Annotated in this window: 19 protein-coding genes and 3 pseudogenes; 8 read left to right on the top strand and 14 right to left on the bottom strand. The window is 63.3% G+C overall.

Annotation, left to right across the window (positions count from 1 at the left end):
- Positions 1–140: 140 nt before the first annotated feature.
- From AB4O05_RS19800 to AB4O05_RS19790, 3 genes are all read left to right on the top strand, one after another.
- Positions 141–767, top strand: a complete 627-nt coding sequence (locus AB4O05_RS19800; protein WP_460135794.1) for a MiaE family protein — start codon at positions 141–143, stop codon at positions 765–767.
- Between the two features lie 168 nt (positions 768–935).
- The gene (locus tag AB4O05_RS19795) at positions 936–1,643 is read left to right on the top strand and encodes a response regulator (RefSeq protein WP_460135795.1); all 708 of its coding nucleotides are present in this window, start codon (positions 936–938) and stop codon (positions 1,641–1,643) included.
- Positions 1,644–2,921 carry an ATP-binding protein gene (locus AB4O05_RS19790; protein ID WP_460135796.1) on the top strand — a complete coding sequence of 426 codons (1,278 nt, stop codon included), beginning with the start codon at positions 1,644–1,646 and terminating at the stop codon, positions 2,919–2,921.
- Between the two features lie 35 nt (positions 2,922–2,956).
- On the opposite strand, the gene AB4O05_RS19785 is transcribed toward AB4O05_RS19790, so the two are convergent.
- From AB4O05_RS19785 to ampC, 6 genes and pseudogenes are all read right to left on the bottom strand, one after another.
- Positions 2,957–3,862, bottom strand: coding sequence for an HlyD family secretion protein (locus AB4O05_RS19785; RefSeq protein ID WP_460135797.1), 906 nt, complete (start codon positions 3,860–3,862; stop codon positions 2,957–2,959).
- A pseudogene (locus tag AB4O05_RS19780) lies at positions 3,859–4,610 on the bottom strand (ABC transporter ATP-binding protein). Before AB4O05_RS19780 ends, AB4O05_RS19785 begins: the two are co-directional and overlap by 4 nt.
- Positions 4,611–4,618: 8 nt before the next feature.
- Entirely contained in the window at positions 4,619–5,749 is a 1,131-nt protein-coding gene (locus tag AB4O05_RS19775; protein ID WP_460135799.1) for an ABC transporter permease, read from the bottom strand.
- Complete coding sequence (locus AB4O05_RS19770; protein WP_460164785.1) at positions 5,749–7,119, bottom strand: efflux transporter outer membrane subunit; 1,371 nt, start codon at positions 7,117–7,119, stop codon at positions 5,749–5,751. The genes AB4O05_RS19775 and AB4O05_RS19770 overlap by 1 nt, the downstream gene beginning before the upstream one ends.
- Positions 7,120–7,369: 250 nt before the next feature.
- A complete protein-coding gene (locus tag AB4O05_RS19765) occupies positions 7,370–9,193 on the bottom strand; it encodes a serine hydrolase domain-containing protein (protein ID WP_460135802.1) in 1,824 nt (607 codons plus the stop codon).
- Between the two features lie 227 nt (positions 9,194–9,420).
- Positions 9,421–10,575: pseudogene (gene ampC / locus AB4O05_RS19760) on the bottom strand (class C beta-lactamase); the annotation flags it as partial.
- Positions 10,576–10,706: 131 nt separating this feature from the next.
- Here ampC and AB4O05_RS19755 point away from each other — a divergent pair.
- Positions 10,707–11,581, top strand: a pseudogene (locus AB4O05_RS19755) (LysR family transcriptional regulator).
- On the opposite strand, the gene yghX reads toward AB4O05_RS19755, so the two are convergent.
- Positions 11,578–12,465, bottom strand: a complete 888-nt coding sequence (yghX, locus tag AB4O05_RS19750; protein WP_460135806.1) for a YghX family hydrolase — start codon at positions 12,463–12,465, stop codon at positions 11,578–11,580. The pseudogene AB4O05_RS19755 and the gene yghX sit on opposite strands and share 4 nt — an antisense overlap.
- Before the next feature lie 60 nt (positions 12,466–12,525).
- Positions 12,526–13,416, bottom strand: a complete 891-nt coding sequence (locus tag AB4O05_RS19745) for a DMT family transporter (RefSeq protein WP_460135808.1) — start codon at positions 13,414–13,416, stop codon at positions 12,526–12,528.
- Positions 13,417–13,507: 91 nt separating this feature from the next.
- On the opposite strand from AB4O05_RS19745, the gene AB4O05_RS19740 reads away from it, so the two are divergent.
- Together AB4O05_RS19740 and AB4O05_RS19735 are read left to right on the top strand one after the other, a co-directional pair.
- On the top strand, positions 13,508–14,833 hold the full coding sequence (locus AB4O05_RS19740; protein WP_460135810.1) for an aminotransferase-like domain-containing protein: 1,326 nt from the start codon (positions 13,508–13,510) through the stop codon (positions 14,831–14,833).
- A gap of 93 nt (positions 14,834–14,926) precedes the next feature.
- Positions 14,927–15,136 carry a DUF6434 domain-containing protein gene (locus AB4O05_RS19735; RefSeq protein ID WP_460135811.1) on the top strand — a complete coding sequence of 70 codons (210 nt, stop codon included), beginning with the start codon at positions 14,927–14,929 and terminating at the stop codon, positions 15,134–15,136.
- 174 nt (positions 15,137–15,310) lie between these two features.
- Here the strand turns inward: AB4O05_RS19735 and AB4O05_RS19730 are convergent, their stop codons facing one another.
- Positions 15,311–17,017: an amidase gene (locus AB4O05_RS19730; RefSeq protein ID WP_460135813.1), complete on the bottom strand. Its 1,707-nt coding sequence runs from the start codon at positions 17,015–17,017 to the stop codon at positions 15,311–15,313.
- Positions 17,018–17,146: 129 nt separating this feature from the next.
- On the opposite strand from AB4O05_RS19730, the gene AB4O05_RS19725 reads away from it, so the two are divergent.
- Positions 17,147–17,308, top strand: a complete 162-nt coding sequence (locus tag AB4O05_RS19725) for a hypothetical protein (protein ID WP_460135815.1) — start codon at positions 17,147–17,149, stop codon at positions 17,306–17,308.
- A 42-nt stretch (positions 17,309–17,350) separates the two neighbouring features.
- Here the strand turns inward: AB4O05_RS19725 and AB4O05_RS19720 are convergent, their stop codons facing one another.
- Both AB4O05_RS19720 and AB4O05_RS19715 read right to left on the bottom strand, forming a co-directional pair.
- On the bottom strand, positions 17,351–18,517 hold the full coding sequence (locus AB4O05_RS19720; RefSeq protein ID WP_460135817.1) for a GGDEF domain-containing protein: 1,167 nt from the start codon (positions 18,515–18,517) through the stop codon (positions 17,351–17,353).
- A 99-nt stretch (positions 18,518–18,616) separates the two neighbouring features.
- Positions 18,617–19,828 carry an MFS transporter gene (locus AB4O05_RS19715; RefSeq protein WP_460135818.1) on the bottom strand — a complete coding sequence of 404 codons (1,212 nt, stop codon included), beginning with the start codon at positions 19,826–19,828 and terminating at the stop codon, positions 18,617–18,619.
- A gap of 96 nt (positions 19,829–19,924) precedes the next feature.
- Here AB4O05_RS19715 and AB4O05_RS19710 point away from each other — a divergent pair, with 96 nt between their 5' ends.
- Positions 19,925–20,746 carry an AraC family transcriptional regulator gene (locus tag AB4O05_RS19710; protein WP_460135820.1) on the top strand — a complete coding sequence of 274 codons (822 nt, stop codon included), beginning with the start codon at positions 19,925–19,927 and terminating at the stop codon, positions 20,744–20,746.
- On the opposite strand, the gene AB4O05_RS19705 is transcribed toward AB4O05_RS19710, so the two are convergent.
- From AB4O05_RS19705 to AB4O05_RS19695, 3 genes are all read right to left on the bottom strand, one after another.
- A complete protein-coding gene (locus AB4O05_RS19705) occupies positions 20,739–23,318 on the bottom strand; it encodes a bifunctional diguanylate cyclase/phosphodiesterase (RefSeq protein ID WP_460135822.1) in 2,580 nt (859 codons plus the stop codon). The two genes, AB4O05_RS19710 and AB4O05_RS19705, sit on opposite strands and share 8 nt — an antisense overlap.
- Positions 23,319–23,540: 222 nt before the next feature.
- Positions 23,541–24,737, bottom strand: a complete 1,197-nt coding sequence (locus AB4O05_RS19700; RefSeq protein ID WP_460135824.1) for an MFS transporter — start codon at positions 24,735–24,737, stop codon at positions 23,541–23,543.
- The gene (locus AB4O05_RS19695) at positions 24,734–25,756 is read right to left on the bottom strand and encodes an alpha/beta hydrolase (RefSeq protein ID WP_460135826.1); all 1,023 of its coding nucleotides are present in this window, start codon (positions 25,754–25,756) and stop codon (positions 24,734–24,736) included. The genes AB4O05_RS19700 and AB4O05_RS19695 overlap by 4 nt, the downstream gene beginning before the upstream one ends.
- Positions 25,757–25,880: the final 124 nt, after the last annotated feature.

Below are 25,880 nucleotides of genomic sequence, written 5' to 3'. Positions count from 1 at the left end.
GCGGCAGGGACAGGGCGTCCAACCACTATAGTTGCTGCTCGCCGCACGTCATGTTGATACACATCAAGGCCGATGGCTGGTGGTCTGCGGCGCGCCCGGTATAATCGCCGGCCTTTGTGATCCTTTTGCCCGTGAGCCCGATGAACCTGCCAGAAATCCACGAATTCCTCGGTTGCCGCACCCCCGACGCCTGGGTCCAGGCGGCGTTGGTCGACCAGGACACCCTGCTGATCGACCACAAGAACTGCGAATTCAAGGCCGCCAGCACCGCCCTGAGCCTGATCGCCAAGTACCACGGCCATGTCGACCTGATCAATATGATGTCGCGCCTGGCCCGCGAGGAGCTGGTGCACCACGAGCAGGTCATGCGGCTGATGAAAAAGCGCAAGGTCGAACTGCGCCAGCTGCATGCCGGTCGCTATGCCTCGGGTTTGCGCAAAGTGGTGCGTAGCCACGAACCGGTCAAGCTGGTCGACACCCTGGTGGTCGGCGCGTTTATCGAAGCGCGCAGTTGCGAGCGTTTCGAAGCACTGGTGCCGCATTTGGACGAAGAACTCGGCAAATTTTACTTCGGCCTGCTCAAAAGCGAAGCGCGGCACTTCCAGGGTTACCTGAAGCTGGCCTACCAGTACGGCGACGCCAAGGATGTCGCCCAGGTGATCGAGCGGGTGAGGGCGGCCGAGCGGGAACTGATCGAATCACCCGACGTCGAGTTCCGCTTTCACAGTGGCGTGCCAGCCTGGGCCGAAACAAAGACCGCCAGGTAATCCTTGTGCATACCACTCCCTGTGGATGGCGTTAAAAATTGCAGGCTATTTGTTAAAAAGTCTTAAAAGGATGAAGCTTCGTCGGCCATGGCGGGCCGGTTGAATCAGCGGCTCAGCTTGCCACCTATAATGCCCGCTCTTCACTCCGCCTTTGCACACTGAGAACTTATGGAAAATCTGGGTCTGGGCAAGGTCCTGCTCGTTGAGGACGATGAAAAGCTGGCAGGGCTGATCGCGCATTTTCTGTCGCAGCATGGCTTTGACGTGCGGGTGGTACACCGGGGCGATGAAGCCTTGGCCGCGTTCCTGGCGTTCAAGCCGAAGATCGTCGTACTCGACCTGATGCTGCCCGGCCAGAGCGGCCTGCAGGTGTGTCGCGGGATACGCGCGGTGTCCGACACACCCATCGTGATCCTCACGGCCAAGGAAGACGACCTGGACCATATCCTCGGCCTGGAGTCCGGTGCCGACGACTACGTGATCAAACCCATCAAGCCGCCGGTATTGCTGGCGCGCCTGCGCGCGTTGCAACGTCGCCATGCGCCGGAGCCGACGGTACGCGGCGCCCTGGCGTTTGGCCGGCTGGCCATCGACCGCAGTTGCCGCGTGGTCAGTCTGGGTGACGACGTGGTCGACCTCACCACCATGGAGTTCGAGCTGCTGTGGTTGCTGGCCAGCAGCGCCGGCACGATTCTGTCGCGCGATGACATCCTCAACCGCATGCGCGGCATCGCGTTTGACGGCCTCAACCGCAGTGTTGACGTGTATATCAGCAAGCTGCGCGGCAAACTCAACGACAACCCTCGCGAGCCCGTGTGCATCAAGACTATTTGGGGCAAGGGGTATCTGTTCAATCCATTCGCGTGGGAGGTTTAAATGTTGCGGCTCTATCTGCGCCTTTACCTCATCCTGGCCCTGGGCCTGGCGGGGGCGATCTGGCTGGTCAACTACACCTATGACGAGCTGATGCCCGAAGCCAATGAAACCTATAACCGCGAAGCCATGCGTGGCCCTGCCTATGGTTTGGTCGAGCAACTGCGGCCCTTGACGGGTAAGGCCCGCGAGGTGCGCCTGGCGCAGCTGCAACCGCATTACGGCCTGCCTTTGAAGTTGGTGCAGCGCGACGAATTGGCGTTGAGCCAACGCGAACAGCAATTGCTGGCCGCCGGGCAACTGGTGGTGCGCGGCGACTTCGTGGAGTTCATCGCCAATATCGACGGCGGCCCGCAAGTGCTGGAAATCGAGCTGCCGGAAGAGCCCAAGTGGTTGTACTTGTGGGCGTATGGCCTGCTCGGTGTGTGCCTGGCGATCGTCTTGTATTTCTGGGTACGCCCGCACTGGCGCGACCTGGAGCACATCCGCCTGGCCGCGCAGCGTTTCGGTGACAACGACCTGGGCTCGCGCATCCTGCTGCCGCGCCGTTCCACGGTGCGCGAGCTGGCCGGGCACTTCAACCAGATGGCCGAGCGCATCGAAAGCCTGATCGCCAACCAGCGCGATTTGACTAACGCGGTGTCCCATGAATTGCGCACGCCCATTGCACGTTTATCGTTTGAACTCGACCAGCTCAAGCAGCAGGCCGATCCGCGTCAGCGCGGCGAATTGATCGCCGACATGTACGCCGACCTCGGCGAACTGGAAGAAATGGTCTCCGAACTGCTCACCTACGCCAGCCTGGAGCGTGGCGCCACCCGGGTCACTCGCGAGCGCATCGAAGCCCACAGCTGGCTCGACAGCGTGATCGGCAGCGTGGCCCTGGAGGCCGAGGCCGCAGGGATACAGCTGTCGTTGCGTACCTGCGAGGTGGACTTTATCCAGATCGAACCGCGTTTCATGGCGCGGGCACTGATCAACCTGCTGCGCAACGCCATTCGTTATGCCGAGCGCCGTGTGGAAGTGTCGCTGATCAAGTACGGCAACGGTTATGAAGTGTGCGTCAACGACGATGGCCCTGGTGTACCGCTGGACGGTCGGGCGAAGATTTTCGAGCCCTTCCTGCGCCTGGACGTCAGCCGCGACCGCCGTACCGGCGGCTTCGGCCTGGGTCTGGCGCTGGTCAAGCGGGTCAGCCAGTGGCATGGCGGGCAGGTTGAGGTGCTGGACTCTGAGTGGGGCGGGGCGTCGTTTCGGATGACGTGGGCCTATACCCACTAAGCCGCCGCCCGCCATCGCGGGCGTTACCCGCGAAACTACCGGGACCCGAACCGCACCAGCATGCGCTGGCCTACGCGCAGCGACTCAGGCGCGGGTTGATCGAAGGCGACGATGCATTCGACGGTGCGCATATTGGCCCGAACCTGTGGGTCGTCTTCGAGGGTGCTGTTGCCCAGTACGGCGCTGATGCGCACCACATGCGCGGACAGTGGCGCGGCACCGTTGCTGTTTTCATCCGATATCTCAGCTTTCATCCCGGGAAGTACCGCACCGATAAACGATTCGTTCAGCTCGGCTCGCACAATGCGTGGCTGGTTTGGCAGCAGAATGAACGCGGGGCCCGACTGCGGTGACACGGCGGCGCCAGGTTGGATCAGGCGGCGGACTACCTCGGCATCGACGGGCGCAGGGAGGCTGCGTTGTGCCAGTTCATAGCGCGCAACGGTGAGCCTTCTGGCGGCCATTTCGGCATCTGCCTGGTTGTTGGTCATTGCGTCGCGCAGTTGCTCGGCGGCTTCGCGTGCGTCATCGGCGCTCTGGCCATCGCCAGCGCCGGCCGTGGCCGCCTGCGCCAGGCGCGTGGCTTTCTGCTCAGCGAATTTGAAGTGCCTTGCCAGTTGCTTGGCTTGAGCCTGGACCTGTTGTTGCTCGGTCAGGGCGGCACTCACGGCCAGGCGCGCCAGTTCGCTGTCGAGCGAGGCGAGCAACTGGCCTTTTTGGACGTGGTCACCTTCTTTGACTTTGATCTCGGCCACGTTGCCGTCGCGGGTAAACCCCAACTTGAGCAGGCCGCCTTCCACATCCACGCGACCACGCGCTACCGCCAGGTAAGTCGTTGGCGAGGCGGTGTTTTCAGCGGTGGCGGGGGCCTGCGGGCAGCCTGTGAGGAAAACACAGGCGCTGGCCAGGGCCAGCCAGGGGTGAAGTAAACGCACATTCATACGGAGTGTTCCTGGGGGCCGGGCGTGGTGGCTGGCCGGGGATGAGAAAGGAGATCGCTGATGATGCGGCCGTCTTCAAGGGCCAATACGCGGTCGGTGTGGCTGATGAGGCGCGGGTCGTGGCTGACACACAGCACGGTGGTCCCGCGCTCGCGTGCGATGCGGTGCAGGATGTCGATCACGACCTGGCCGTTGGCGGCATCCAGGGCGCTGGTGGGTTCGTCCGCGAACAACAGCTCGGGCGCCTTGGCCACGGCGCGGGCGATGGCCACTCGCTGTTTTTCGCCGCCGGACAACGCGGCCGGGCGCAGTTTCATGCGCGAGCCCAGGCCGACTTCCTCCAGTGCCTGGGTCGCGCGCCTGCGTACTTCCAGGGGGGGAGGCCGAGGTAACTCAAGGGCAGTTCGACCTGTTGCAACGCCGTCAACGCGGGGAACAGGTTGAAGCCCTGAAAGACGAACCCGGTGTGCTGCAGGCGGAATCGTTCCAGTGCCTGGGTGGAGAGCGTTCCCAGGTCTTGGCCCAGGGCCATGACCCGGCCTTGGTCGGGGCGCTGCAAGCCGCTGAGAATTGCCAGCAGCGTACTTTTACCGCAGCCCGAAGGCCCGGCGATCAAGGTCAGCTCGCCAGGCCGTATTGCCAGGCTGACGTCATGCAGCACCGAGGTCACCACCTGGCCAGAGGTAAACGACTTGCTGATAGCGCTGGCGTGCAGGGTGAAGGGTGAGGGTGTGCTCAAGTGGCTCATGGGGGAGGCTATCTCAAAAGGCTCGTCGGGTCGGCGTGCCGCAAGGTGTGGATGGCGGCCAGGCCGGATACCAGGGCCAAGGTCATGCTCAAGAGCAGGCACGCCACGGCCGCGACGGGGGAAAGCGCCACCGGCACGTTGTAGGAATGGGCCAGGGCGAAGAACAGGCTGGCCAGCGCGGTGCTGCCCAGCAGCCCCAGCGCGCCCACCCAAAAAGCCTGTTCCATCACGACCTTGCGCAGCGCCTTCACGCCGACGCCGAGGGCGTTCAAGGTCGCGTATTCGCGGATCGATCCCATCACCGCAGCCACCAGGGTCTGGCTGGTGATCACGGCACCGACCAGGAACACGATTGCCGCTAAAAACAGCACGCCGGCGCCGGCCCCGGTATCGAACATCCAATACGTCTGCGAGCGGTAGCTGAACTGTTCGGCTGTCCACACGGCGTATTTGCCGAAGGCCGAGTCGCCGTCAAGGCGGGCCGCCATCGCTTCGGCCTGGCCGGGGTCGCGGATTTTGGCCACCAGGTAGGTCACGCGATTTTCGTCAGCGGTGGTATCGAGCTGGCGGGCCGTGGCTAACGATGCCAGCACGTTGACCCCACCCAATGCGCGCAGTCCGCTGATGACGCCCACCACGCGCACACGGTTGCCGTTGATGGTGGCGGTGTCTCCCGGGTTGACGCCCAGGCTGTCCAGGTCGGCGCGGTCAACGATGACGGCTCCCGGCTCGTTCAGGCGTTCGCGCAGCGCGGGGGGCAGCAGGCGGGCGAACATCAGGCCTTGCGGCCTGGCGTCGATGCCGGAGACAAAGACCGAGACGCCGCCCGTGTCTGCGGCCCCGCGCCAATCGGCATCCACCCAGCGGAATGGCTCCACCTGGAGTACATCCGGGTCCATGCGCAAACGCATCTCCACGCCGGCGTCGATCGGTCGGCCCAGGTTGACGCTTTGGGTGCCGGGATAACCCACCCACAGGTCCGCGGTGGAGCCGGTGATGTAGAGGCTGGCGCTGCTGAATATGCCCAGTACCAGCGCGGTCTGAAGCAGTTGCAGCAGCCCGGCGAAGCCAACGGCAATCATCGCCGGCAGAAATCGCCGCCATTCATGGATCAGCGTTTGACGGGCAAGCGACGTCATCAGTCAGCCTCCTTCGCCGGGGCCGCCGTCAACTGCACCGCCGTGGGGAGCGGCGCACCGCCGAGGGCCTTGTACAGCGCGACATAGGCGATCGCGCGCTCGGTGCTGGCCTGGTCGAGCTGTTGCTGGGCATGCAGTTTTTTCACCCGTGCATCTGCCAGGTCCAGTGGGTTCAACAGCCCCAGCGCGGCCTGGTGTTGCAGCGCGTCCAGGCGCGTCTGCGCGGCCGTATCGGCCTGCCGCGATGCCTGCTCGCGTGCATGCAGTTGTTCGAGGTCGCCCAGGGCGATTTCGGCTTCGGCCACGCCCTCCAATACCGCTTGCCGATAGGCCAGTACCGCGGCCTGCATATGGTGGTCCTTGGCTTTTGCGGCAGCCACACGCTGGCCCCAGTCGAACAGCGGGATGCTGATCCCTGGGCCGGCGGAGAAAATGCTGTTGCCACTGGGCGTCTTGTTGCGGTTGCTGGCAATGTTCACCGACCACTGCAATGAGGTGCCGAAGCTGATGTGCGGGTAGATATCGGCCTGGGCCATGCCCAGTTCTCCGGCCGCGACAATCACCGAGGCTTCGGCGCTGGCAATTTCCGGGCGCGTGCGTAGCAGGTCGGTCGGTACGCTATTGAGTTGCCAGTCGCCTAGCTTCGGTGGCTGCCCTGGTTGCAGCCACTGCGCGTCGGGCTCGTTCTGGCCGCATAACACCGCCAACAGCTGCGCATTGCGGTTTATCCGCTGGCGCACCCGTGTCAGGGCAACCTCGGCGTCGGCCTGCTCAGCCTGTGCAGCGGCAACGTCCGCAGACGATGCCAGTGCCAGTTGTTCCTGAACGCGGCGCAGGGTGAGCTTTTCCTGGCGAATGTCGCGGATGGTCGCAAGGGTCTGCTCCAGGTGCTGCGCCGTTCGCAACTCGATCCAGCGCCGGCTGACTTCAGCCACCAGCGACACTTGCACGGCGCGCACGTTGTTTTCCGCCAGCGCCGCATTGCCTTGGGCGAGGCGATCGGCACTCTGTTGCACCCCAAACAAGGGGAGTTCCCAGACCGAATCGAAACCGACCAGAAAGTAAGAGGTGCGCGTATCGGGGCTGACGGCATCCTTGGTGTTCAGGCTCAGAGAGGGCAGGTAGGGTGATTGCGCGTGCTGGCTGAGGGCCCGAATGGCGCGCAAACGCTCGACTGCCGCGCCGACGTCCAGATTGTTTTGCAAGGCGCGATCCACCACGGCATTGAGCTGGGGGTCGTTGAGGGCATGCCACCATTGCTTCAGATCGGGTGGCTGAGGCGACAGCGCGTGTGGTGCATGACGCCATGTCTCTGGCGTGGGCGGTTTCAACGCCGGCAGGGGCGCCACGGAGCATCCCGCGAGCGGCATTAACACTGACAACAGTGCACAGAGCGACCAGCCGGCATGCGATCGGTTAAAAGGCTTGATAAGTGTTCCTCGGTGAAGTCCAGTGGCTGCGGTGTTGATTCGATGAACACGGCAGCCAACGCGTCCGTGCGTCAGTTCGTTGATAGAGGGAGGCAATGCGTTATTGGCCAGCAACATACCCGCAGGGTCCGTTCAGTTCTGTTGGGAAATTGTACTGGCGGGCACTGATGCGCTTGCGTTCAGCCGAGGTTCAGAAACTCAATTTGATAGGGGGCGAAAGGGTTCGCTTGAAGCGATAACCCGAGGCGCTGAGGCCATTGATCTGGCGGCTCACGGTATCGCCCAGGCCATAGCCATTACCGGCCAGCACCGCGTGGGCGTCGTCGACGGGCAGCAGGATGTAGTCGGTCAGCGGCTCGTCGTGCAGTTGGCCACGGATCACCAGGTAGCCTTCTTCCAGGCGCACGCTGATACCGCTCAGCGGCGCGTCGGGTTCATGGGTGTTGAGCACCTGATAGGTGCCGATGGTGTCGGCCCAGGCCAGCGGCAAGGGGGGCGGCTCGACGCGCTCGCCAATGGCAATGCGCTGACCATGGCTGCGCGCGATGAGCATCTGGCGGCCCTGCACCGTGACCACGTCCAGTTGCATGCTGCCCAGCTCTCCAAGGTCTTTGAACCACAGGCCCAGGACTTTTTTCTGTGCGCGCAACCAGCCATCGTCGTCGCGCAGCAGCTCGAAGTGGAACCCGGCCAGTTCGCCCGACAGGCGGCTCTCGTCATCCTTGATTCGGAACACACCCCAGGCGGTTGCGTAGAACCCGGCCAGGCGCTTGCGGTCGATGGCGGCCGGCACATGGCGCGCCTTGAGGCCATGGCCGGGGGACTGGCAGTCGTCGGCGCAGACGGAATTGCCCGTCTGGGCCTGCAGCATCAGGCGCAGGGTGTCGGTGGCCAGCGTGGCCACCAGTTCGTCGGCGTTGCCATCATTGGCCATGATGATCACTGCCAACTGCTGGTCGGGCAGCAGGCTCAACTGCGCGGCAAAATCGTCGCCACCACCGCTGTGCTGGTAGGTGCGTACCCCCGCGCCAACCGGTGCATCGCCGCAGGGCGCGAGAAACCAACCCAGCCCCATCTGGCAGTCGAAGTCCAGTGCATTGCCGGCATTCTGCTGGCTGAACATCTCATTGATCGACGCGCTGCTCAGCACGCGGTTGCCTTTGTAGACCCCTTGGGCGAACAGCATCTGAACGTAATGGCCGAGGTCTTTGGGGGTGCTCCACAGGCCACCGGCAGCGAGGTCTCGCACCGGGGCATCGGGGCTGGCGATGCCGTCCTCATAGCCTTGGGCGCGGTAGGTCTGCTGCATTCGCGTGCCGACAAAGCTCGACTGGTCCATCTCCAGAGGCCTGAGCAGGCTGTTTTGCAGCTGGGTTTCGAAGCGCTTGCCACTGCTGCGTTCGATCGCAGCGCCCGCCAGCGCATAGCCGAGGTTGGAGTACGTCACCTGCGAGCCCGGTGGGCTGCTGAGCCATACGCCCGACAGGCGCGTGGGCATCTGGTCCATGGCGTACGTGCTGCGCAGGTCGCGCAGGTATTCGCTGGGCAAGCCGGACTGGTGGCTGAGCACGCGTCGCAGGGTGATGTCGCGGTCCGCGGCATCCTGGTCGGCATGAAAGCGCGAGCGTACATGGAACTCGCTCAGGGTGCGCTGGATCGGCGCATCCAACGCCAGTCGTTGCTGCTCCACCAATTGCAACGACGCCGTGGCGGTCAGCAGTTTGGAGATACCGCCGGCGCGGAACGCCGTGTTGGGTGTGACCGGCACGCCGCCGGCCTTATCGGCCAGGCCGAAGCCGCGCGCCCAGATCAGCTCCTTGCCATTGACCAAGGCAATGGACAGGCCGGCTACGTTGTCTTGGGCGATGGCTTGGGGAATTCGGTTTTGCAGGTAGCGGATGATCGCACTGTAATCGCCCTTTTGGATGGTCGGCGGGGCAGGCGCCGGCCCATGGCAGCCGACACTGCCCAGCAGGCAACCCAGCAGCGGAATACCGCGCAATGTGCGAAACATGAAAAGCACCCGGATGGTTGTTTGGATGCTCGAATGCTAGGGCAGGGCTGTCCAATAATCTTTGTCAGCTTTGTTGGTAAATTGTCAAAGAGTGTTAAGCCGGGATCAAAGTGGCGATTAACGCGCTGATTGTTCCCGGCAACGTTGCCAGCTCGCCGGCTCTTGGTGACATCCATTTCCAGCCCGTTCCTGAAGACAATGACGACAAGCGCCTGCTGGTTAAGCGGTTTACTCCCCAGGGCACTCAGGATCGCATGCGCCACCTTGACCCGTTCGGCGTTCGGGTAGTTCTTGTTCGCCAGGATCACCACGCCGATGTCCTTGCTCGGTACATAGGCCACGTACGCACCAAACCCGCCGGTGGAGCCGGTTTTGTTGAACAGCACATTGGCGGGCTGCACGTGGGGTGTCGCCAGCCAGTCGGCCTTGTGCGCCTGCATCGCCATCGGTGTGGAATTGCCGTCGATCAAGGCTTGCAGCGTGACCGGGTAGGGGTAGTACTCCCAACCCAGGCCCTGGGTCATGCCGTTCAACGTGTAGTAACCGGTGTGGGTGGTGGCGATGGCCTGTTGCAGAGGCTTTTCCAAGGTGTCGGGGTGCATGTTGAGCATGACGTAATGCGCCAGGTCATGGGCGCTGGTCTTGATGCCATAGGCTTCGCTGTCCAGTGCGCCGGGGCTGACGCGCAGCGGTTTCTGCTGCTTGTCGTAGCCTTGGGCATAGAGCGCGGCCTTGTCGGCAGGCACGCTGATGTAGGTGTTTTTCAGGCCCAACTGGGGCAACAGGGTGTTCTCCATGGCCACCTTGAACGGCTGGCCCAGGCTTTGCGCCGCGAGGTAGCCGAACAGGCCGATGCTCGGGTTGGAATAGAGGCGCCGGGTGCCTGGGGCGTATGTCGGTTTCCAGTGCTGGAAGTAGCTGAGCATGGTCTCGGCACTGTCGGCCGACTGCGGGAATTGCAGGGGTAAGCCGCCCGCGGTGTAGGTGGCCAGTTGCAACAGGCTGATGCGGTCGAAGGCGCTGCCCTTGAGTGCAGGCAAGTGTGCGCTGGCCTTGTCGGTGAGCTTGAGCTTGCCGATGGCCTGGGCGTAACCCCCCAGGGTTGCGGTGAAGGTTTTACTGACCGAGCCGATTTCAAACAGGGTGTTTTCGGTGACCGGTTGTTTGCTGTCCTTGGAGGCGACACCGTAGTTGAAGTAGTGCACCTGGCCGTTATTCACCACCGCGACCGCCAGGCCGGCGATCGCCTGTTGCTGCATCAGCGGTTCAACGCTATCGTCCACGACCTTACGCCAATCGGTGGCGGCCATGCAGGTGCTGGAGCCGAATAGCAGGGCTGAAAACAGGACGTTTCTCAGGTTGGGGGAGGATTTTTCATGCATGGTTATTCGTTTCCATGTTGGGCATTCATTGGCGCTCTACACGTGCGCAGAGGCGGCAAATCTAGGCAGATTGCCTGCTGTCGACAACCGATGATATTTCACGCCAGCCATTAGAAAATTTAGGGCTAACCATGCTGCGTTCCCATCTGCCCCTCAATGCCCTACGGGCCTTCGAGGCTTCGGCCCGGCACTTGAGCTTTACCCGTGCGGCCATCGAACTGTGCGTGACCCAGGCGGCAGTCAGTCACCAGGTAAAAAGCCTGGAAGCGCAATTGAATGTCACCTTGTTCAAGCGTTTGCCGAGGGGCTGATGCTCACCCGCGAAGGCGAAACGCTGCTGCCGGTGTTGCGCGAATCCTTTGACCGCATCGCCAATACCTTGGGACAGTTCGAAGGCGGGCATTACTGTGAAGTGCTGACCGTGGGCGCCGTGGGTACCTTCGCCGTCGGTTGGCTGTTGCCGCGCCTGCCGGGGTTCCAGGTGCGTTATCCGTTTATTGACCTGCGCCTGTCGACCCACAATAACCGCGTCGACGTGGCCGCCGAAGGCCTGGACTACGCAGTCCGCTTCGGTGCCGGCGCGTGGCACGGCACCGAAGCCTGCCAACTGCTGGAGGCGCCGCTGACGGTGCTGTGCGTGCCGCACCTCGCCGACCGGTTGCACACGCCCGCCGACGTAGTGAAACACACCTTGCTGCGCTCCTACCGCGCCGATGAATGGAACCTGTGGTTCCAGGCCGCCGGGTTACCCGCCGATACCCGGGTGCCGCGTAGTATTGTCTTCGATTCGTCGGTGGCGATGATGGAAGCGGCGCTGCAAGGGGCCGGCATCGCCCTGGCGCCGGGGCTGATGTTCGCGCGCCAACTGCAGAGCGATGTGATCCGCCAACCGTTCGAGGTGGGCATCACCACCGGCAGCTACTGGCTGACCCGCTTGCAGTCGCGGGCCGAAACGCCAGCGATGACGGCCTTCAAACGCTGGCTGCTGGAAGAGGCGAGTGCTTAAACCAGGTATTTGCGGAACCACCCCAGCGTGCGCTCCCATGCCAGGTTCGCCGCCGCTTCGTCATAACGTGGTGTCGAATCATTATGGAAACCGTGATTGGCGCCCTTGTAGATAAACGCCTCGTAGGTCGTACCCGCCGCCTTCAGCGCTTGCTCATACGCGGGCCAGCCCTCATTGATCCGTGTGTCCAGCTCGCCGTAATGCAACATGATCGGCGCCTTGATACGCGGCACGTCCTTGGCTTGCGGCTGGCGCCCGTAGAACGACACCGCCGCGCCCAGTTCCGGGTAGGCCACCGCCGCTGCGTTGGTCACGCCGCCGCCGTAGCAGAAGCCTGTGATACCGACTTTGCCGGTGCTGCTGTCGTGCTGCATCAGCCATTCGATGGCGGCGAAGAAATCGTTCATCAGCTTGGTGGGATCGACGGTCTGTTGCAGGGCTACGCCTTTTTCATCGTTGCCGGGGTAGCCGCCGACCGAGGTCAGGCCGTCCGGCGCCAGGGCGATGAAGCCGGCCTTGGCCAGGCGTCGCGCAACGTCTTCGATATAGGGGTTGAGGCCACGGTTTTCGTGGACTACCACCACCGCAGGCAACTTGCCCGGCGCCTTGGCCGGGCGCACCTGGTAACCGCGCACGGTGCCGTTGCCCTTGGGCGAGGGGTAGGTGATGTAGTCGGCGACGATGTCCGGGTCGGTGAATTTGACCTGTTCGGCCAGCGCGTAGTTGGGGCTCAGGCACGCGAGCAGGGCTGAGGCGGTGAGGCCGCCAAAGGTGAACAGCGCGGCGCGGTCGAGGAATTCACGGCGGTTGATCCTGCCATGGGCGTAACCGTCATAGAGCTCCAGCAATTCGGGGGCAAAGTCTTTCGCGGTGAGACGAGTCATCGGTGCGGTCCTCGATGGGCGGTGACAATCACTGTAGACCAGGTTCGGCCAACCGCGTCGCTAGCGCGCAAACCGCTTGGCGCCGGCCACACAGCCGATCACCGCCACCGTGACCAGCAGCATGCCCAGGCTTACCGGCTCATGCAGCAGGCCCGCCGCCAGCGCCAGGCCGAAGAATGGCTGCAGCAACTGCAGTTGGCCAACGGCGGCGATGCCACCCTGGGCCAGCCCGCGGTACCAGAACACAAAGCCGATCAACATGCTGAACAGCGCCACATAGCCCAGGCTCAGCCAGGCCGGCAGGCTGATGCCGGTAAAGCTCGATGGCGCGAGGATCAGGCTCAGCGGCAGCACCACCGGCAACGACACCACCAGCGCCCAGCAGATCACTTGCCAGCCGCCCAGGCTGCGCGACAGCTTGGCGCCTTCGGCATACCCCAGGCCGCAGACCAGCACCGCCAACAGCATCAGCACGTCACCGGTGGGTGCGGCGCTCACGCCTTGGGCGAAGGCGTAGCCCATCACCAGCACACTGCCCAGGATCGAAAACAGCCAGAACACCGGCGGCGGTCGCTCGCCGCCGCGCAGGACGCCAAAGACCGCCGTGGCCAGCGGTAGCAAGCCGATGAACACGATGGAGTGCGCGGAAGTCACGTATTGCAGCGCCAGGGCGGTAAGCAGCGGGAAGCCGATCACCACGCCCAAGGCCACCATTACCAGAGGCACCCACTGGTTGCGCGCGGGGCGTTGCTCCTTGAACAGCCACAACAGGAGCAACCCCAGCACAGCGGCAATGGCGGCGCGAAGCATGGTGAGGAACACGGGGTCGAACTCCATCACGGCCAGGCGCGTGGCGGGCAGTGAGCCGCTGAAAATCAATACGCCGATAAAACCGTTGATCCAACCCTGGGTGCTGCTGCCCAGGCTGCCGAGCGGTGAGGTGCGTTCCATGGAGGTGGTCCGAGAAAAGGAGGCGTTGCGTGCGAGCCATCCTAGGGACCAAGATTGAGACAATCAAAAAATTGTCATGGATACATCGCCGATGCCGCGCGCCCGCTACAAGTCGTTGGTCGACACCTTTGCCTGCGCGATTCGCTGCGGGGAAATGCCCCCCGGCACGCGTCTGCCCACTCACCGCCAATTGGCCGTCGACCATGGCCTTGCTCTGGCCACCGCAAGCCGTGTGTACGCCGAGCTTGAGGCCATGGGCCTGGTCAGCGGCGAAACCGGGCGTGGCACCTTTGTGCGCGAGGTCGGGTTGCCGCCGGGGCAGGGCAGTGGGCAGATGACGGTCGCGCCGGGCATGGTTGACCTCAATTTCAACTACCCGTCGTTGCCGGGCCAGGCCGACTTGCTGCGCACTGCGTTGCGCCAGTTGGCGCTGTCTGGCGACCTGGAGGCGTTGTTGCGTTATCAGCCCCATGCCGGTCGCCTGCATGAGCGCGCTGCGGTTGCACGCCATCTTCTGAGCCGAGGGCTGACGGTCGCGGCCGACCAGGTGCTGGTGGTCAGCGGCGCCCAGCACGGCCTGGCAGTGACCCTGATGGCGCTGCTCAAGCCGGGGGACGTGATCGCCGTGGACGCATTGACCTACTCGGGCTTCAAGGTGCTGGCCGAAACCCTGCACCTGGAGATGGTCGCGATCCCGGTCACGGCGGTTGGCCCGGACCTGGATGACCTGCACACCCTGTGCCGCAAGCGCCCGGTGCGCGCGGTATACAGCATGCCGACCCTGCACAATCCGTTGGGCTGGGTGATGGACCTGGCCCAGCGCGAGCAACTGGTGGCCATTGCCCGTCAGCACAACCTGATGATCATCGAAGACGCGGCCTACGCGTTTCTGGCCGAACACGCGCCAGCGCCCGTGGCAAGCCTGGCGCCGGAACGCACGGTGTATGTGGGTGGTTTGTCGAAGAGTGTCGCCACCGGGCTGCGCGTAGGGTTCATTGCCGCGCCCGTGGCCTGGGTGAAGGTGTTGGAACGCACGATCATGGCCACCACCTGGAACGTTCCCGGCGTGATGAGTGCCATTGCGGTGGCCTGGCTCGAAGATGGCACGGTGGCGCAGCTGGAGGCGCAAAAGCGTCAGGACGCCCAGGCGCGGCAAGCCTTGGCCGCTCGGGTACTGAAGGGCCTCGCGTATACCAGCCACCCGTCATCGTACTTTTTGTGGTTGCCGCTGGCTGAGGATGCCCGGGCCGACCAGGTCGCCATGGCCTTGCAGCGCGAGGGTATTTCGGTGTCCACCGCCGAACCATTTGCCGTGTCGGCCCATGTGCCCCACGCGCTGCGCCTGGCCTTGGGCTCGGTGGACATGCCGGCCCTGCGCGACGCATTGACGAAGGTGCGCAGGGCGGTGGCGTGGTGAGCCAGGACGTCCAGCCAGCAGCCTTTGCGCTTCCTGCGCCACCGGTACATCGCTATGCTGGCGGCAAGCCCCCAAACCGTGCGAGCGACAAAAATGGTTATTGACTGGCACAGCCACCCGATCACCCGCGCCACCCCTGTGACCCCACACTACAAAAACACCCAGAACGTGCGCCGCTTCATGCTTGCACAGTGCGGCCCCAGGTTTAAATTCGACCGCCCCTTCATGGCCTGGATACGCAACGAAACGCCCAAGACCCTGGGCGATGTGGTGGATGAGTGGTTACGTCGCAACCCTGTCTGATCTGAATGCACTAAAAAATGTGAGAGGCCTCACTACCTCTGTGGGAGCGGGCTTGCTCGCGAAAAACCCGAGAACGCCGCGGGGGGATCAGGTTTCCCGCGTTATCGTTGAGGTTCTTCGCGAGCAAGAACTAGGCGTCCCCCTCGCTCCTACACTTCGATTGCAGTGACTCAGTTAGTGTTGGGCCAATGGCGGCGTACGCGGCGGAATCAGGCGCTTGTTACCGGTCGCCTCGTAAGCCGAAGCAAAGCGCAGCAACGCCGAGTCATCATAGGCCCGCCCGGCAAACGTCAGCCCCACCGGCATGCCGATGTCCGCCATCACGCCCATCGGCACGGTAACGGTGGGCACGCCCAGGTGGCGGATGGCGAGGTTGCCGTTGGCTACCCAGATGCCGTTGCTCCAGGCGATGTCGGCGCTGACTTCGTTCACATCGGCGTCCGCCGGACCTACGTCGGCGACGGTGGGGAACAACACGGCGTCGAGGCCGAGCTTATCCATCCACTCTTCCAGGTCGATGCGCCGGGTTTGCTCCAGGCCGCGCAGGCCATCAGGAACAGTGTCGATCTCGTCCCACGGCTTGATGCCACGCTGGGCCATGCGCACGTATTCGTCCATGCCGGCGGCCAGGTCGTCTTCGCGGTTGGGCAGAGTGCCGGGGTCGTGGGGGAAGATGTTCGGGCCGTCCACATCCGCCAGGCAGTTGAGCGCCGGGTCGTTGTTGGCGCGCAGGAAGTCATCGAAGGCCCACGCAGAAAGCTCCCACAACTCGTCGTGCAGGAATTCCTTGGACACCAGGCCACGGGTAAACACCGTCGGCGCGCCGGGGCGGTCGCCTTCGCAGTTGGACACCAGTGGGAAGTCCACTTCGATGACTTCGGCGCCGGCGGCTTCCAGGGCCTGGCGGGCGGCGTTCCAGAGGTCGATCACACTGGCGCGGGTGTTGATCTTTTGCCCGGTCGGACCGCCGATACCAGGTTTTTCACTGGTGCCGGCGTCGGGATCGGCGTTGATGTACATGCGTGGCACGCCAAAGCGTTTGCCGGCAAGGTCGCTGGCGTCGACAGCCAGTTCAGCGTAAGACGCGGGGCGCACCGAGGCGACGCTGGGGATCGGCACCCAGGGTTGCAGGCGCCACAGGTCGCCACGGGTGTTGGGGTCTTCGGCGACCACCACGTCAAGCACTTCCAACAGGTCGGCCATGGTGCGCGCATAGGGCACCACCACGTCCATGGTCGGGGTTAATGGCCAGTTGCCGCGCACCGAAATCACCCCACGGGACGGGGTATAGGCGCACAAGCCATTGTTGGACGCCGGGCCGCGCCCGCTTGACCAGGTTTCTTCCGCCAGGCCAAACGCAGCGAAGCTGGCGGCCGTGGCGGTGCCGGCGCCGTTGGACGAGCCGGAGGCAAACGGCGCGGTGAGGTAGTGGGCGTTGTAGGGGCTTTCGGCGCGGCCATACACGCCACGCTGCATGCCGCCATTGGCCATCGGCGGCATATTGGTCTTGCCCAGGCAGATCGCGCCACCGGCCCGCAGGCGTTCGATAGTGAAGGCGTCGCGCTGGGCGACAAGCCTGGCAAACGCCGGGCTGCCGGAGGCCGCGGTCAGGCCCTTGACCAGGTAACTGTCCTTGGCGGTATAGGGAATGCCATCCAGTGGCCCCAACGTTTCGCCCTTGGCGCGACGCGCATCGGATGCCTCGGCTTCAGCGAGGGCGGCGGGGTTGCGCACCACCACGGCATTCAACGCCGTAGCAGTCTGCGGGCCGTCGTAGGCATCGATACGTGCGAGGTAAGCCTTGACCAGTTCAACGGCAGTGGTCTGGCCGGATTCAAGCGCAGCGCGCAATTGGGCAATGGAGACTTCGGTAACTTGCATGACGTTTTCTTCGCCGCCTTCAGTTGAGGTATCGCCGCAGTCTACGTACAGATATTTCACAAAACCAGCGCTGAATAATCGGCGAAAGCGGCGCGCATCACTTGCCAGGTCGCGCCGTCGGCGGGAACGGTGGAGCGGCTAGAGGTTGGCCAATCGAGCAAAGCCTGGGCGACTGATCTGGAAAATATCCCGCTGTTCTTTGTGCTGGGCGGGCTGTGTGTGGCGCTGGAAACCTCAACCGTGGCGATGGCCTGGTGGCTCGGCGGCTTCACCTTGGCCAGGCTGGTATGAAAGCCCCCACCAGCCGCCACGCCAAGCGTCATTGGGTAACCATTAGCCAGGCATGGCCCTGTTCGTCCGATCCACCACACGAAGGCTATCGCGCCCCCCACGCTTGGACTCATACAACGTCGAATCCCCTTGCTCAATCAAGGCCGCCAGGCTCGCCGGCGCCTGGTCGAACAGGTTCGCGCCAATACTCAAGGTCACCGGCGCCGGGGTGCTGAAGCTCTGCGCGGCCAGTTGTTGAAACTGCTCGCGCAAGCTGCTGCCCAGTTCGACAATCTGCTCGGTTGACGCCGGGCACAGCAGGATCACGAACTCATCGCCACCCAAGCGTGCCGCCAGTGCGCCTCGGGGCACGACGCTGCGAATCATTTCGCTCAAGGCGATCAGCAGACGGTCGCCGGCGGTGTGGCCGTGGAGGTCGTTGACCCCTTTGAAATGGTCGATGTCGATCAGCAGCAGGGCGCCGGGTTGGGCCGGGGAGACCTGGGCCAGCAGGCGCGGCGCGCGCAGGTCGAGGGCGCGACGGTTGTAGAGGGCGGTGAGTGGGTCGCGGGCGGCGAGGCGGGCGATCTGTTGCTCGCGGCGGTAGCGCTCGGAGCCGGTCATGGACAGTGCAATCAACATGATCGCCATCGCGCCTTCCACCAGGGAAATCTGGATGATTTCGCCCTTGAACGCGGCGAGGTCGATCAGGGTGCCGGGAATGACCACCGACAGCGCCTTGGCCAGGTAAAAGATGCCGTGGATCAGCAGCACATAACGCAGTTGCACGGCGCCCACACTCAATGAACTGCCATGGGGCCGCAGCAGGAAACTGGCGCGCAAGGTGGGCAGCGCGACCAACAGGGACTGCACCGCCAGCATGGCTTTGGACCATGACGGGTCGGCCGGCAATGCCAGCATGCCGAACCAGGCGACGAGTACCAGGTACCAGCCTCGCGATACTCGCACCTGGGTAAACCGCACCACACCGAGCAAAAACAGCAAATGTGCGGTCACCAGCAAGCCGTTGGCGAACCAGATGCCGATCACTAAAAAGCCGTGGATGCGCAGCAGCGCCAGGAAGGAACCGAGCGTGATGGTGGCGAAACCGGTGCTCCACAGCAGCAGCGATGGTTCCCGTACGCTGCGCCATTCAATCAGCAGGTAAAGGGCGGCAGCGGCGGCCAAGGCAACGGTCAGTGCCAGAATCGTAGGTGGGTCGAGCGTCATGTCTGCCTGGTGTGCGTCTAAAACCGGGATTGTAAGCGCACACGCAGGTTTTTCAGAGCATAAAGGGTGGTGGCATACGGCCAGCTGGTAATCGGCAGGTCACACGCCTTTGGTCGACGGCAGCAAGATCGTCAGGATGCCCACCAACGGCAGGAACGAGCACAGCGTGTAGACATACTCGATGCCATGGCTATCGGCGAGCAAACCGAGCAACGCCGCGCCAATCCCGCTGAAACCGAACATCAGGCCGAAGAATACGCCGGCGATCATGCCCACATTGCCCGGCACCAATTCCTGGGCAAAGACCACGATGGCCGAGAATGCCGAGGCCAGGATAAACCCGATCACCACGCTGAGGATGGCGGTCCAGAACAGGTCGACGTAGGGCAGGGCCAGGGTGAACGGTGCGGCCCCGAGGATCGAGAACCAGATGACTTTCTTGCGGCCGATCCTGTCGCCAATCGGGCCACCGAAGAAGGTGCCGGCGGCCACCGCGCCGAGGAACAGGAACAGGTAGAGCTGCGAGCTGGCCACCGACAGGTTGAATTTTTCGATCAGGTAGAAGGTGAAGTAGCTGGTCAGGCTCGACATGTAGAAGTACTTGGAAAATACCAGCACGGCCAGCACCACCAGGGCAAAGGTCACCCGGCCTTTTGAAAGACCATGGGTGGCCTGGCTGCCTTGCTTGAGCTTGAACAGGTTGAGGTGGTTGCGGTACCAGCGGCTCAAGCCGTAGAGCACCAGGATCGCAAACACGGCAAACAGCCCGAACCAGGCGATATGGCCCTGGCCGTAGGGAATGATGATCGCCGCCGCGAGCAGCGGGCCCAGGGCACTGCCGGTGTTGCCACCGACCTGGAAGGTCGACTGCGCCAGGCCGTAGCGCCCGCCGGAGGCCAGGCGCGCGACGCGGGAGGTTTCCGGGTGGAAGGTCGACGAGCCCACGCCGACCAGCGCTGCCGCGAGCAGGATCGCCGGAAAGCTGCCGACAAATGCCAGCATCAGGATGCCCACCAGGGTGCACACCATGCCCGCCGGCAACAGCCACGGCTTGGGGTGGCGGTCGGTGTGGTAGCCGATCCACGGTTGCAGCAGCGAGGCGGTCAGTTGGAAGGTCAGGGTGATCAGGCCGACCTGGGTAAACGTCAGCCCGTAGTTGGCCTTGAGCATCGGGTAGATCGACGGCAGCACGGCCTGGATCAGGTCATTGATCAGGTGCGCCAGGGCGCAGGCGCCGAGGATGCGCATGACCAGCGGGCTTATTTGGGGCGTAGTGCTTGCAGCAGCGGGTGACGCGGTGAGTGTCGACATGCAGGCATTCCATACAAGGCAGCGAACAGAGGCAGCCAGTACTTGAGCCGGCTGCCATTTCAAATTGTTTCGATGTTTATGCTAGATTCACGAAAAATGCCTGTCTCGCGTAATTCGGGAGCCAACCCTCGCAAAAAGGGCGAAATGATCAAATCCCTGGATAAATTCCTGCAAGAGATCGACGAGGGCGAATGGGCCGTCATCAGTTCGGCCACCGACTACCCGGAAAACTGGGTGATCCCCGCGCACAGCCACGAGAAGCATCAACTGTTGTACGCCACCGAAGGCGTGATGGTCGTGCAGTGTGCGCATAAACAGTGGACGGTGCCACCCAATCGCGGCTTCTGGATGCCCAGCGGGCACGTGCATTCGCTGCGTTGTGTGGGGCCATTGAAAATGCGCAGCGTGTTTGTGCGCGCCGACAGCTTCCCCAACCTGCCTACCGAGACCAAGGCGGTGAGTATCTCGCCGCTGTTGAGTGAACTGATCAAGGCCTCGGTCAGCCTGAAACCGCCGTATGCCGAGGACTCGCGGGACGCGCGGATCATGCACCTGATCCTCGATGAACTGGCCATCTTGCCAGCCCTGCCGTTATCCCTGCCGCAGCCCGCCGACCCGCGCATCAGGCGGGTTTGCCAGGCGTTGCAAGCCGACCCCGGCGACGCCTCGACCGTGGCGGATTGGAGTGGGCGGTTGGCGCTGGATCAAAAAACCATCCAGCGCCTGTTCCGCAAGGACACCGGCCTGACGTTCGGCCAATGGCGCCAGCAAGCGCGGTTGCTGCTGGCGCTCGAGCGCATTGCGGTGGGAGAGAAGATTATCGACGTGGCCCTGGAGCTGGGCTATGAAAGCCCGAGCGCTTTTACCAGTATGTTCAAGAAACAGTTTGGCAAGACGCCGAGTCATTTCTTCAAATAGGCCGGAGGCGCTGGCGATCGGCAACCAACAGCTCGTTGAAGGCGTTGATATCCAAGGGCCGACTGAGGAAATAGCCCTGGCCCTCATCACAGGCCACGGCTTTGAGCAGGGTCAGGTGCTCGGCGGTTTCGATGCCTTCGGCGGTTACGGTCAGTGCCAGGGCGCGTCCGAGGCCGACGATGGCCTGAATGATGGCTTTGTCGTCTTCGCTGTCCTCCAGTCGGGTGAGGAAGCTGCGGTCTATCTTCAACCCGTCGAACGGGAACGCGCGCAGGTAGCTCAGGGATGAATAGCCGGTGCCGAAATCATCCATGGCAATGCGCAGGCCCAGTTGTTTGAGGGTGTGCATCACCTCCAGGGCGCCGACGGCGTCTTCGAGCATGACGCTTTCGGTAATTTCCAGCTCCACCCGCGCCGCGTCGATCCCCGAGGCACTCAGGGCATGGCGTACGCGTTGCACCAGGTGGCCGCGCTTGAACTCGATGGGCGACAGGTTGACCGACACAAACAGGTTCTCCGGCCAGTCGGCGGCACAGGCGCAGGCGGTTGCGAGCACCCAGTCGCTCAACGACAGGATCAACCCCGACTCTTCGGCAATCGGAATAAAGGTGTCCGGGGCGATCAGGCCGCGCACCGGGTGTTGCCAGCGTACCAGCGCTTCAGCCCCGACCATCTGCCCGTCGACAATGCGATAGCGCGGCTGGAAGTGCAGGCGCAACTCCCCATGTTTGATCGCGTAACGCAGGTCGCTCTCCAGGCGGCGACGTTCGATGATCCGCGCATTCATTTCACCGGAATAGAAGCGCCAGGTATTACGCCCGGCGGCCTTGGCCTCGTACAGGGCGATATCGGCGTAGCGCAGCAGTTCGGTGACGTCGCGGGCGTCATTGGGCGCCAGGGCAATGCCGATGCTGGCGCTGATAAACACTTCCTGCTCATCGATGCGGATGGCCCGCTCGACCGATGCAATCAAGCGCCGGCACAGGTTCTCGACTTCGTCCTGGGCGCCCGCATCGGTGAGGATCAGCATAAATTCATCGCCGCCGACGCGCGCCACCAGGTCACCATGGCGCACACAATCGGTCAGGCGGTTCGACACTTCATTGAGCACGCGGTCGCCGGCGGCATGCCCGAGCAAGTCGTTGACCGGCTTGAAGCGGTCCAGGTCCAGGCTGAGCATGGCCAGCGGGCGTTCCGGTGTGGGCAACGTCTTGAGTTTGCCGTCGAGGAAGGCTTGCAGGCGCGTGCGGTTGGGCAGCCCGGTCAGGGCGTCATGCTGGGACAGGAATTCAATGCGGCGGCGTGCCTCGACTTCTTCCGTGACGTCGGTGGCCGTGCCGCGAAAACCGCCACAAGACATTTGTCGCGCCGACAACCGCGTGGTGCGCTCTTGCCCCTGGCCATCGACATACACGCACTGCACGCTGAGGTCCGGGCGGCGTCCGGGGGTGCACAGCCACTGTGACAACAACCCGGCGTCGGTGCCCAGCAGGTCGTTCATGGCCGCGCCTATCCAGGCATCACGGGTCAACCCGGTGACGCTTTCGAAGCGCTCCGACAAGTAGGTGAAGCGCCAATCGGCATCGATTTCCCAGACCCAGTCGGAACTGGCCTCCACCACATCACGAAAGCGCGCTTCGCTGGTGGCCAGGGCGCTCTGGCTGTGTTGCAGCGATTCATGGCTGGCATCCAGAGCGAGCGCGGCGGCAGTGGTGCGGCGCAAAATCACCCAGGTCATCAGGCACACCAGCAGCGCGGCCAGGCCCAACAGCGGCAGGCCCACGCCCATCAAGCGCAAGCCGGGCCGTGCCGGCTCCCAGTACAGGTTGCCGGCGGCACCCCGATCGCCAAGGGGGAATACAACGGTCTTGTCGATTTCATCGTGGCTGGCGACATGCAGGTTGCCCACGCCGAAGTCGTCGCCAATTGCCGCCAGTTTGGTGCTGTTGAGGATGTCGATGAAGATCAGCACCGAGGCCTGCCGGTCGTCCGGTACCACCGTGGGGTCGGTGCCGGGGGTAATCGCGGCGGCGGCCACGAGGGCTGGGCTGCCGCGCACATTGATAAAGGCGGTGACCGGTGTTTCGTTTTCAGCGCCTGCGCGCGCCTGTTCGATGAGTTCGGTGATGGGTTGGTCGAGCCACTGCGCCAACTCGGCAGTGTACAGCTCGCCCTTGACCACCGAGTAAGCCGTGCGGTTGTTGTCGTCGACCACAAACAGCCCCTGAAAGCCGAAGTCTTGATACAGCGTGGCCCCGACATTGCCCCGTGCGTAGGCCCAATCGGTGTCGACTTGCATGTGCAGGTGCTTGTAGGCATCGCTCCAGAATGCGTAGTCCTTGACGGTGACACGCAGCGACTTCTCCAGCGATTGCATGGCCTTGCGGGTGTAGAACGCGCTTTCAGTCTGCTCGGAGCGGTCCAGTTCCTGGGCGAGGTAGATCAAGGAGTAGGTCGCTGTTGCAAACACCAGGGCCAGCAAGGCCATGAATTTGAACAGTGAGGTACGCGCCAGCGATAGGCTGGTGCGCTCGGAGAATGTGCGCAGGGTCGGGGTGAGAGCGTTCGGCATGGTTTCCAGCAGGGTGTCGCTGCAAGTCAGGGGTATAAAGGGTTATCGGCGCCGCCGGTAAAACAATTAGTCGTTCGAAGGCTGCGTGCGCTGTGCCCTCGGGAGGACGGCCGCTGTCTTCGCCCCGCCATCGGCGTCGCCCCAGTGCGCGGGCCTTTGCAGTCACTGCGCAGACGGCCCGCGGTGGGACTTCTACGAACCCTGTCATTACCGGCTACAGCCTCACCCCGGACTTCGGCAGATCATCGACAGCGCACGCTGACCGGCGCGTGCGGCGAGCCACGCAAGCACTGCGGCAACGCAAAGCAGCGCAGCGCTGAGCCCAAACGTCGCCGGGTAACCCGAAAGATCAACCACCACACCCCCCACCATGGCTCCCGCAGCGATGGCCAGTTGGATGATAGCGACCATCAAGCCGCCCCCTGCCTCGGTATCGTCGGGCAGGGTTTTGGCCAGCCAGGTCCACCAGCCTACTGGTGCGGCAGTGGCCACCAGACCCCACGCAGCCAACAGCACGCCGGTGATAACGCTGGAGGCGCCGAACGCAATCAATGCCAAGGCAAGCACTGCCATCAGCAAGGGAATGCCAATCAACGTCATGAACAGGCTGTTCTTCAACAAGCGCTCGATCAGCAGCGTGCCCACCAGGCCGGCAAGGCCCAGCACCAGCAGCATCAACGACAACAGCGATACACTGACCTGCGTGACGCCTTCCAGAAACGGCCGCAGGTAAGTGAACAGCATGAACTGGCCCATGAAAAACACACTGACGGCGAGCATGCCCAGCGCTACTGGCGCGCGCCTCATCAGGTGCAGCACATCGCGGCTGCCTGCCGGGCTGTGCCTGCTGATCGGTGGCAGGCTGAGCAACAGCCAGGCTGCCGCGATTACGGCGACGGGCACCACGCAGAAAAACGCCCCGCGCCAGCCGATCAAACCGCCGAGAAAACTGCCCAGTGGTGCCGCGATGACCGTTGCCAGGGCATTACCGCCGTTGACGATTGCCAAGGCGCGCGGCACCTGGGGCTCGGGCACCAGGCGCATGGCGGTCGCCGCCGACAGCGACCAGAAGCCACCAATGGCCATGCCGATCATCGCGCGGCCCAGCATGAATACCGGGTAGCTCGGCGCAAAAGCCACCACGCTCCCGGAGACAATCATCAGCAGCGTCAGCGCCACCAGCAGGCGCTTGCGCTCCACACGTGCCGCCACGGCTGCAATCACCAGGCTGGTCAGCAACGCGAACAGGCCGGACACCGAAATGCTCTGGCCGGCCTGACCCGGGCTGACACCCAGGTCAGCGGCCAGCGGTGTCAGCAGGCTCACCGGCATGAACTCGGAGGCGACCAGCGCGAACGCCGCCAGGGCCAGGGCGAATACCGCGCCCCAACGGGGCGCCTGAAGGGCTTGCGAGATCATTTCAAGTAACTTTTGAAAAAGTGGGTGAGCTTGGCGAACGGGATCAGGTCGGCCCGATCGTACAGGTCCACATGACCGGCGTTCGGGATGATCAGCAACTCCTTGGGTTCGGCCGCACGCTGGTAAGCGTCCTCGCTGAACTCAAGGGAGTGCGCATCAGCGCCGGCGATCAGCAGCAGCGGGCGTGGCGACAGCGTCTCGATGGCATTGAACGGGTAGAAGTTCATGAACTTCACGTTGCTGGTCAGTGTCGGCATGGTGGTGGTTTGCGCCGACGCACCGGCCGGTGTGAATTCGCCGCGCGGGGTGCGATAGAAGTCGAAAAACTCATCGCCAATGGGGTCGCCGCTCAACTGGAGCGGCGTGCCGCCGGTGTACAGGGTTTCACCGCCCTGGAATTCCACGTAACGCTGGTTGGCCGCCTGCATCAGCACGTGCTGGCGTTGCTCGACGGTCATGCTGTGCTTGAGGCCGTTGCGGTTGGCGGCGCCCATGTCGTACATGCTGACGGTGGCGATAGCCTTCAGGCGTGGGTCGATCTTGGCCGCCGCGATGGCGAAGCTGCCACTGCCGCAGATACCGATCACACCGATGCGCTCACGGTCGACCAGCGGCCGGGTGCCGAGGAAGTCCACTGCGGCACTGAAGTCCTCGGTGTAGAGATCAGGCAGCACTGCATTGCGCGGCGTACCGGCGCTTGCTCCCCAAAATGACAGGTCCAGCGACAAGGTGACAAAGCCTTGCTCGGCCATTTTTGTGGCATAGAGGTTGGCGCTCTGTTCCTTGACCGCCCCCATCGGGTGGCCTACTACCAGGGCGGCATTTTTCGAGGCTTTGGCGAGGTGCTTGGGGATGAACAGGTTGCCTGCCACCGGCATGCCGTATTGATTGTTGAAGGTGACCTTTTCGACAGTCACCTGACTGCTTGTGTAGAAATTATTGGCACCGTTGGACATGTCGGCTCCCAGTGAAGAAAAAGAAGTCACCAGCAAACCCAGGGTGAGCAAGAGGCGTTTCATCGGTTGATCCTTATTGAGTTGGGCCTGTGCATTTTCCCCGCCAGGGGCTAGCTTCTGTAGTGCGTTCCAGTGGATTACTTGCCTGATCCTCTGAGTCTTGACCGTTGCCGCATACACTCAGGTG

It is taken from the genome of Pseudomonas sp. S1_G07, assembly GCF_054668565.1.
The sequence above is the reverse complement of the archived record's forward strand: the minus strand, read 5'-3'. Positions and strand labels throughout refer to the sequence as shown.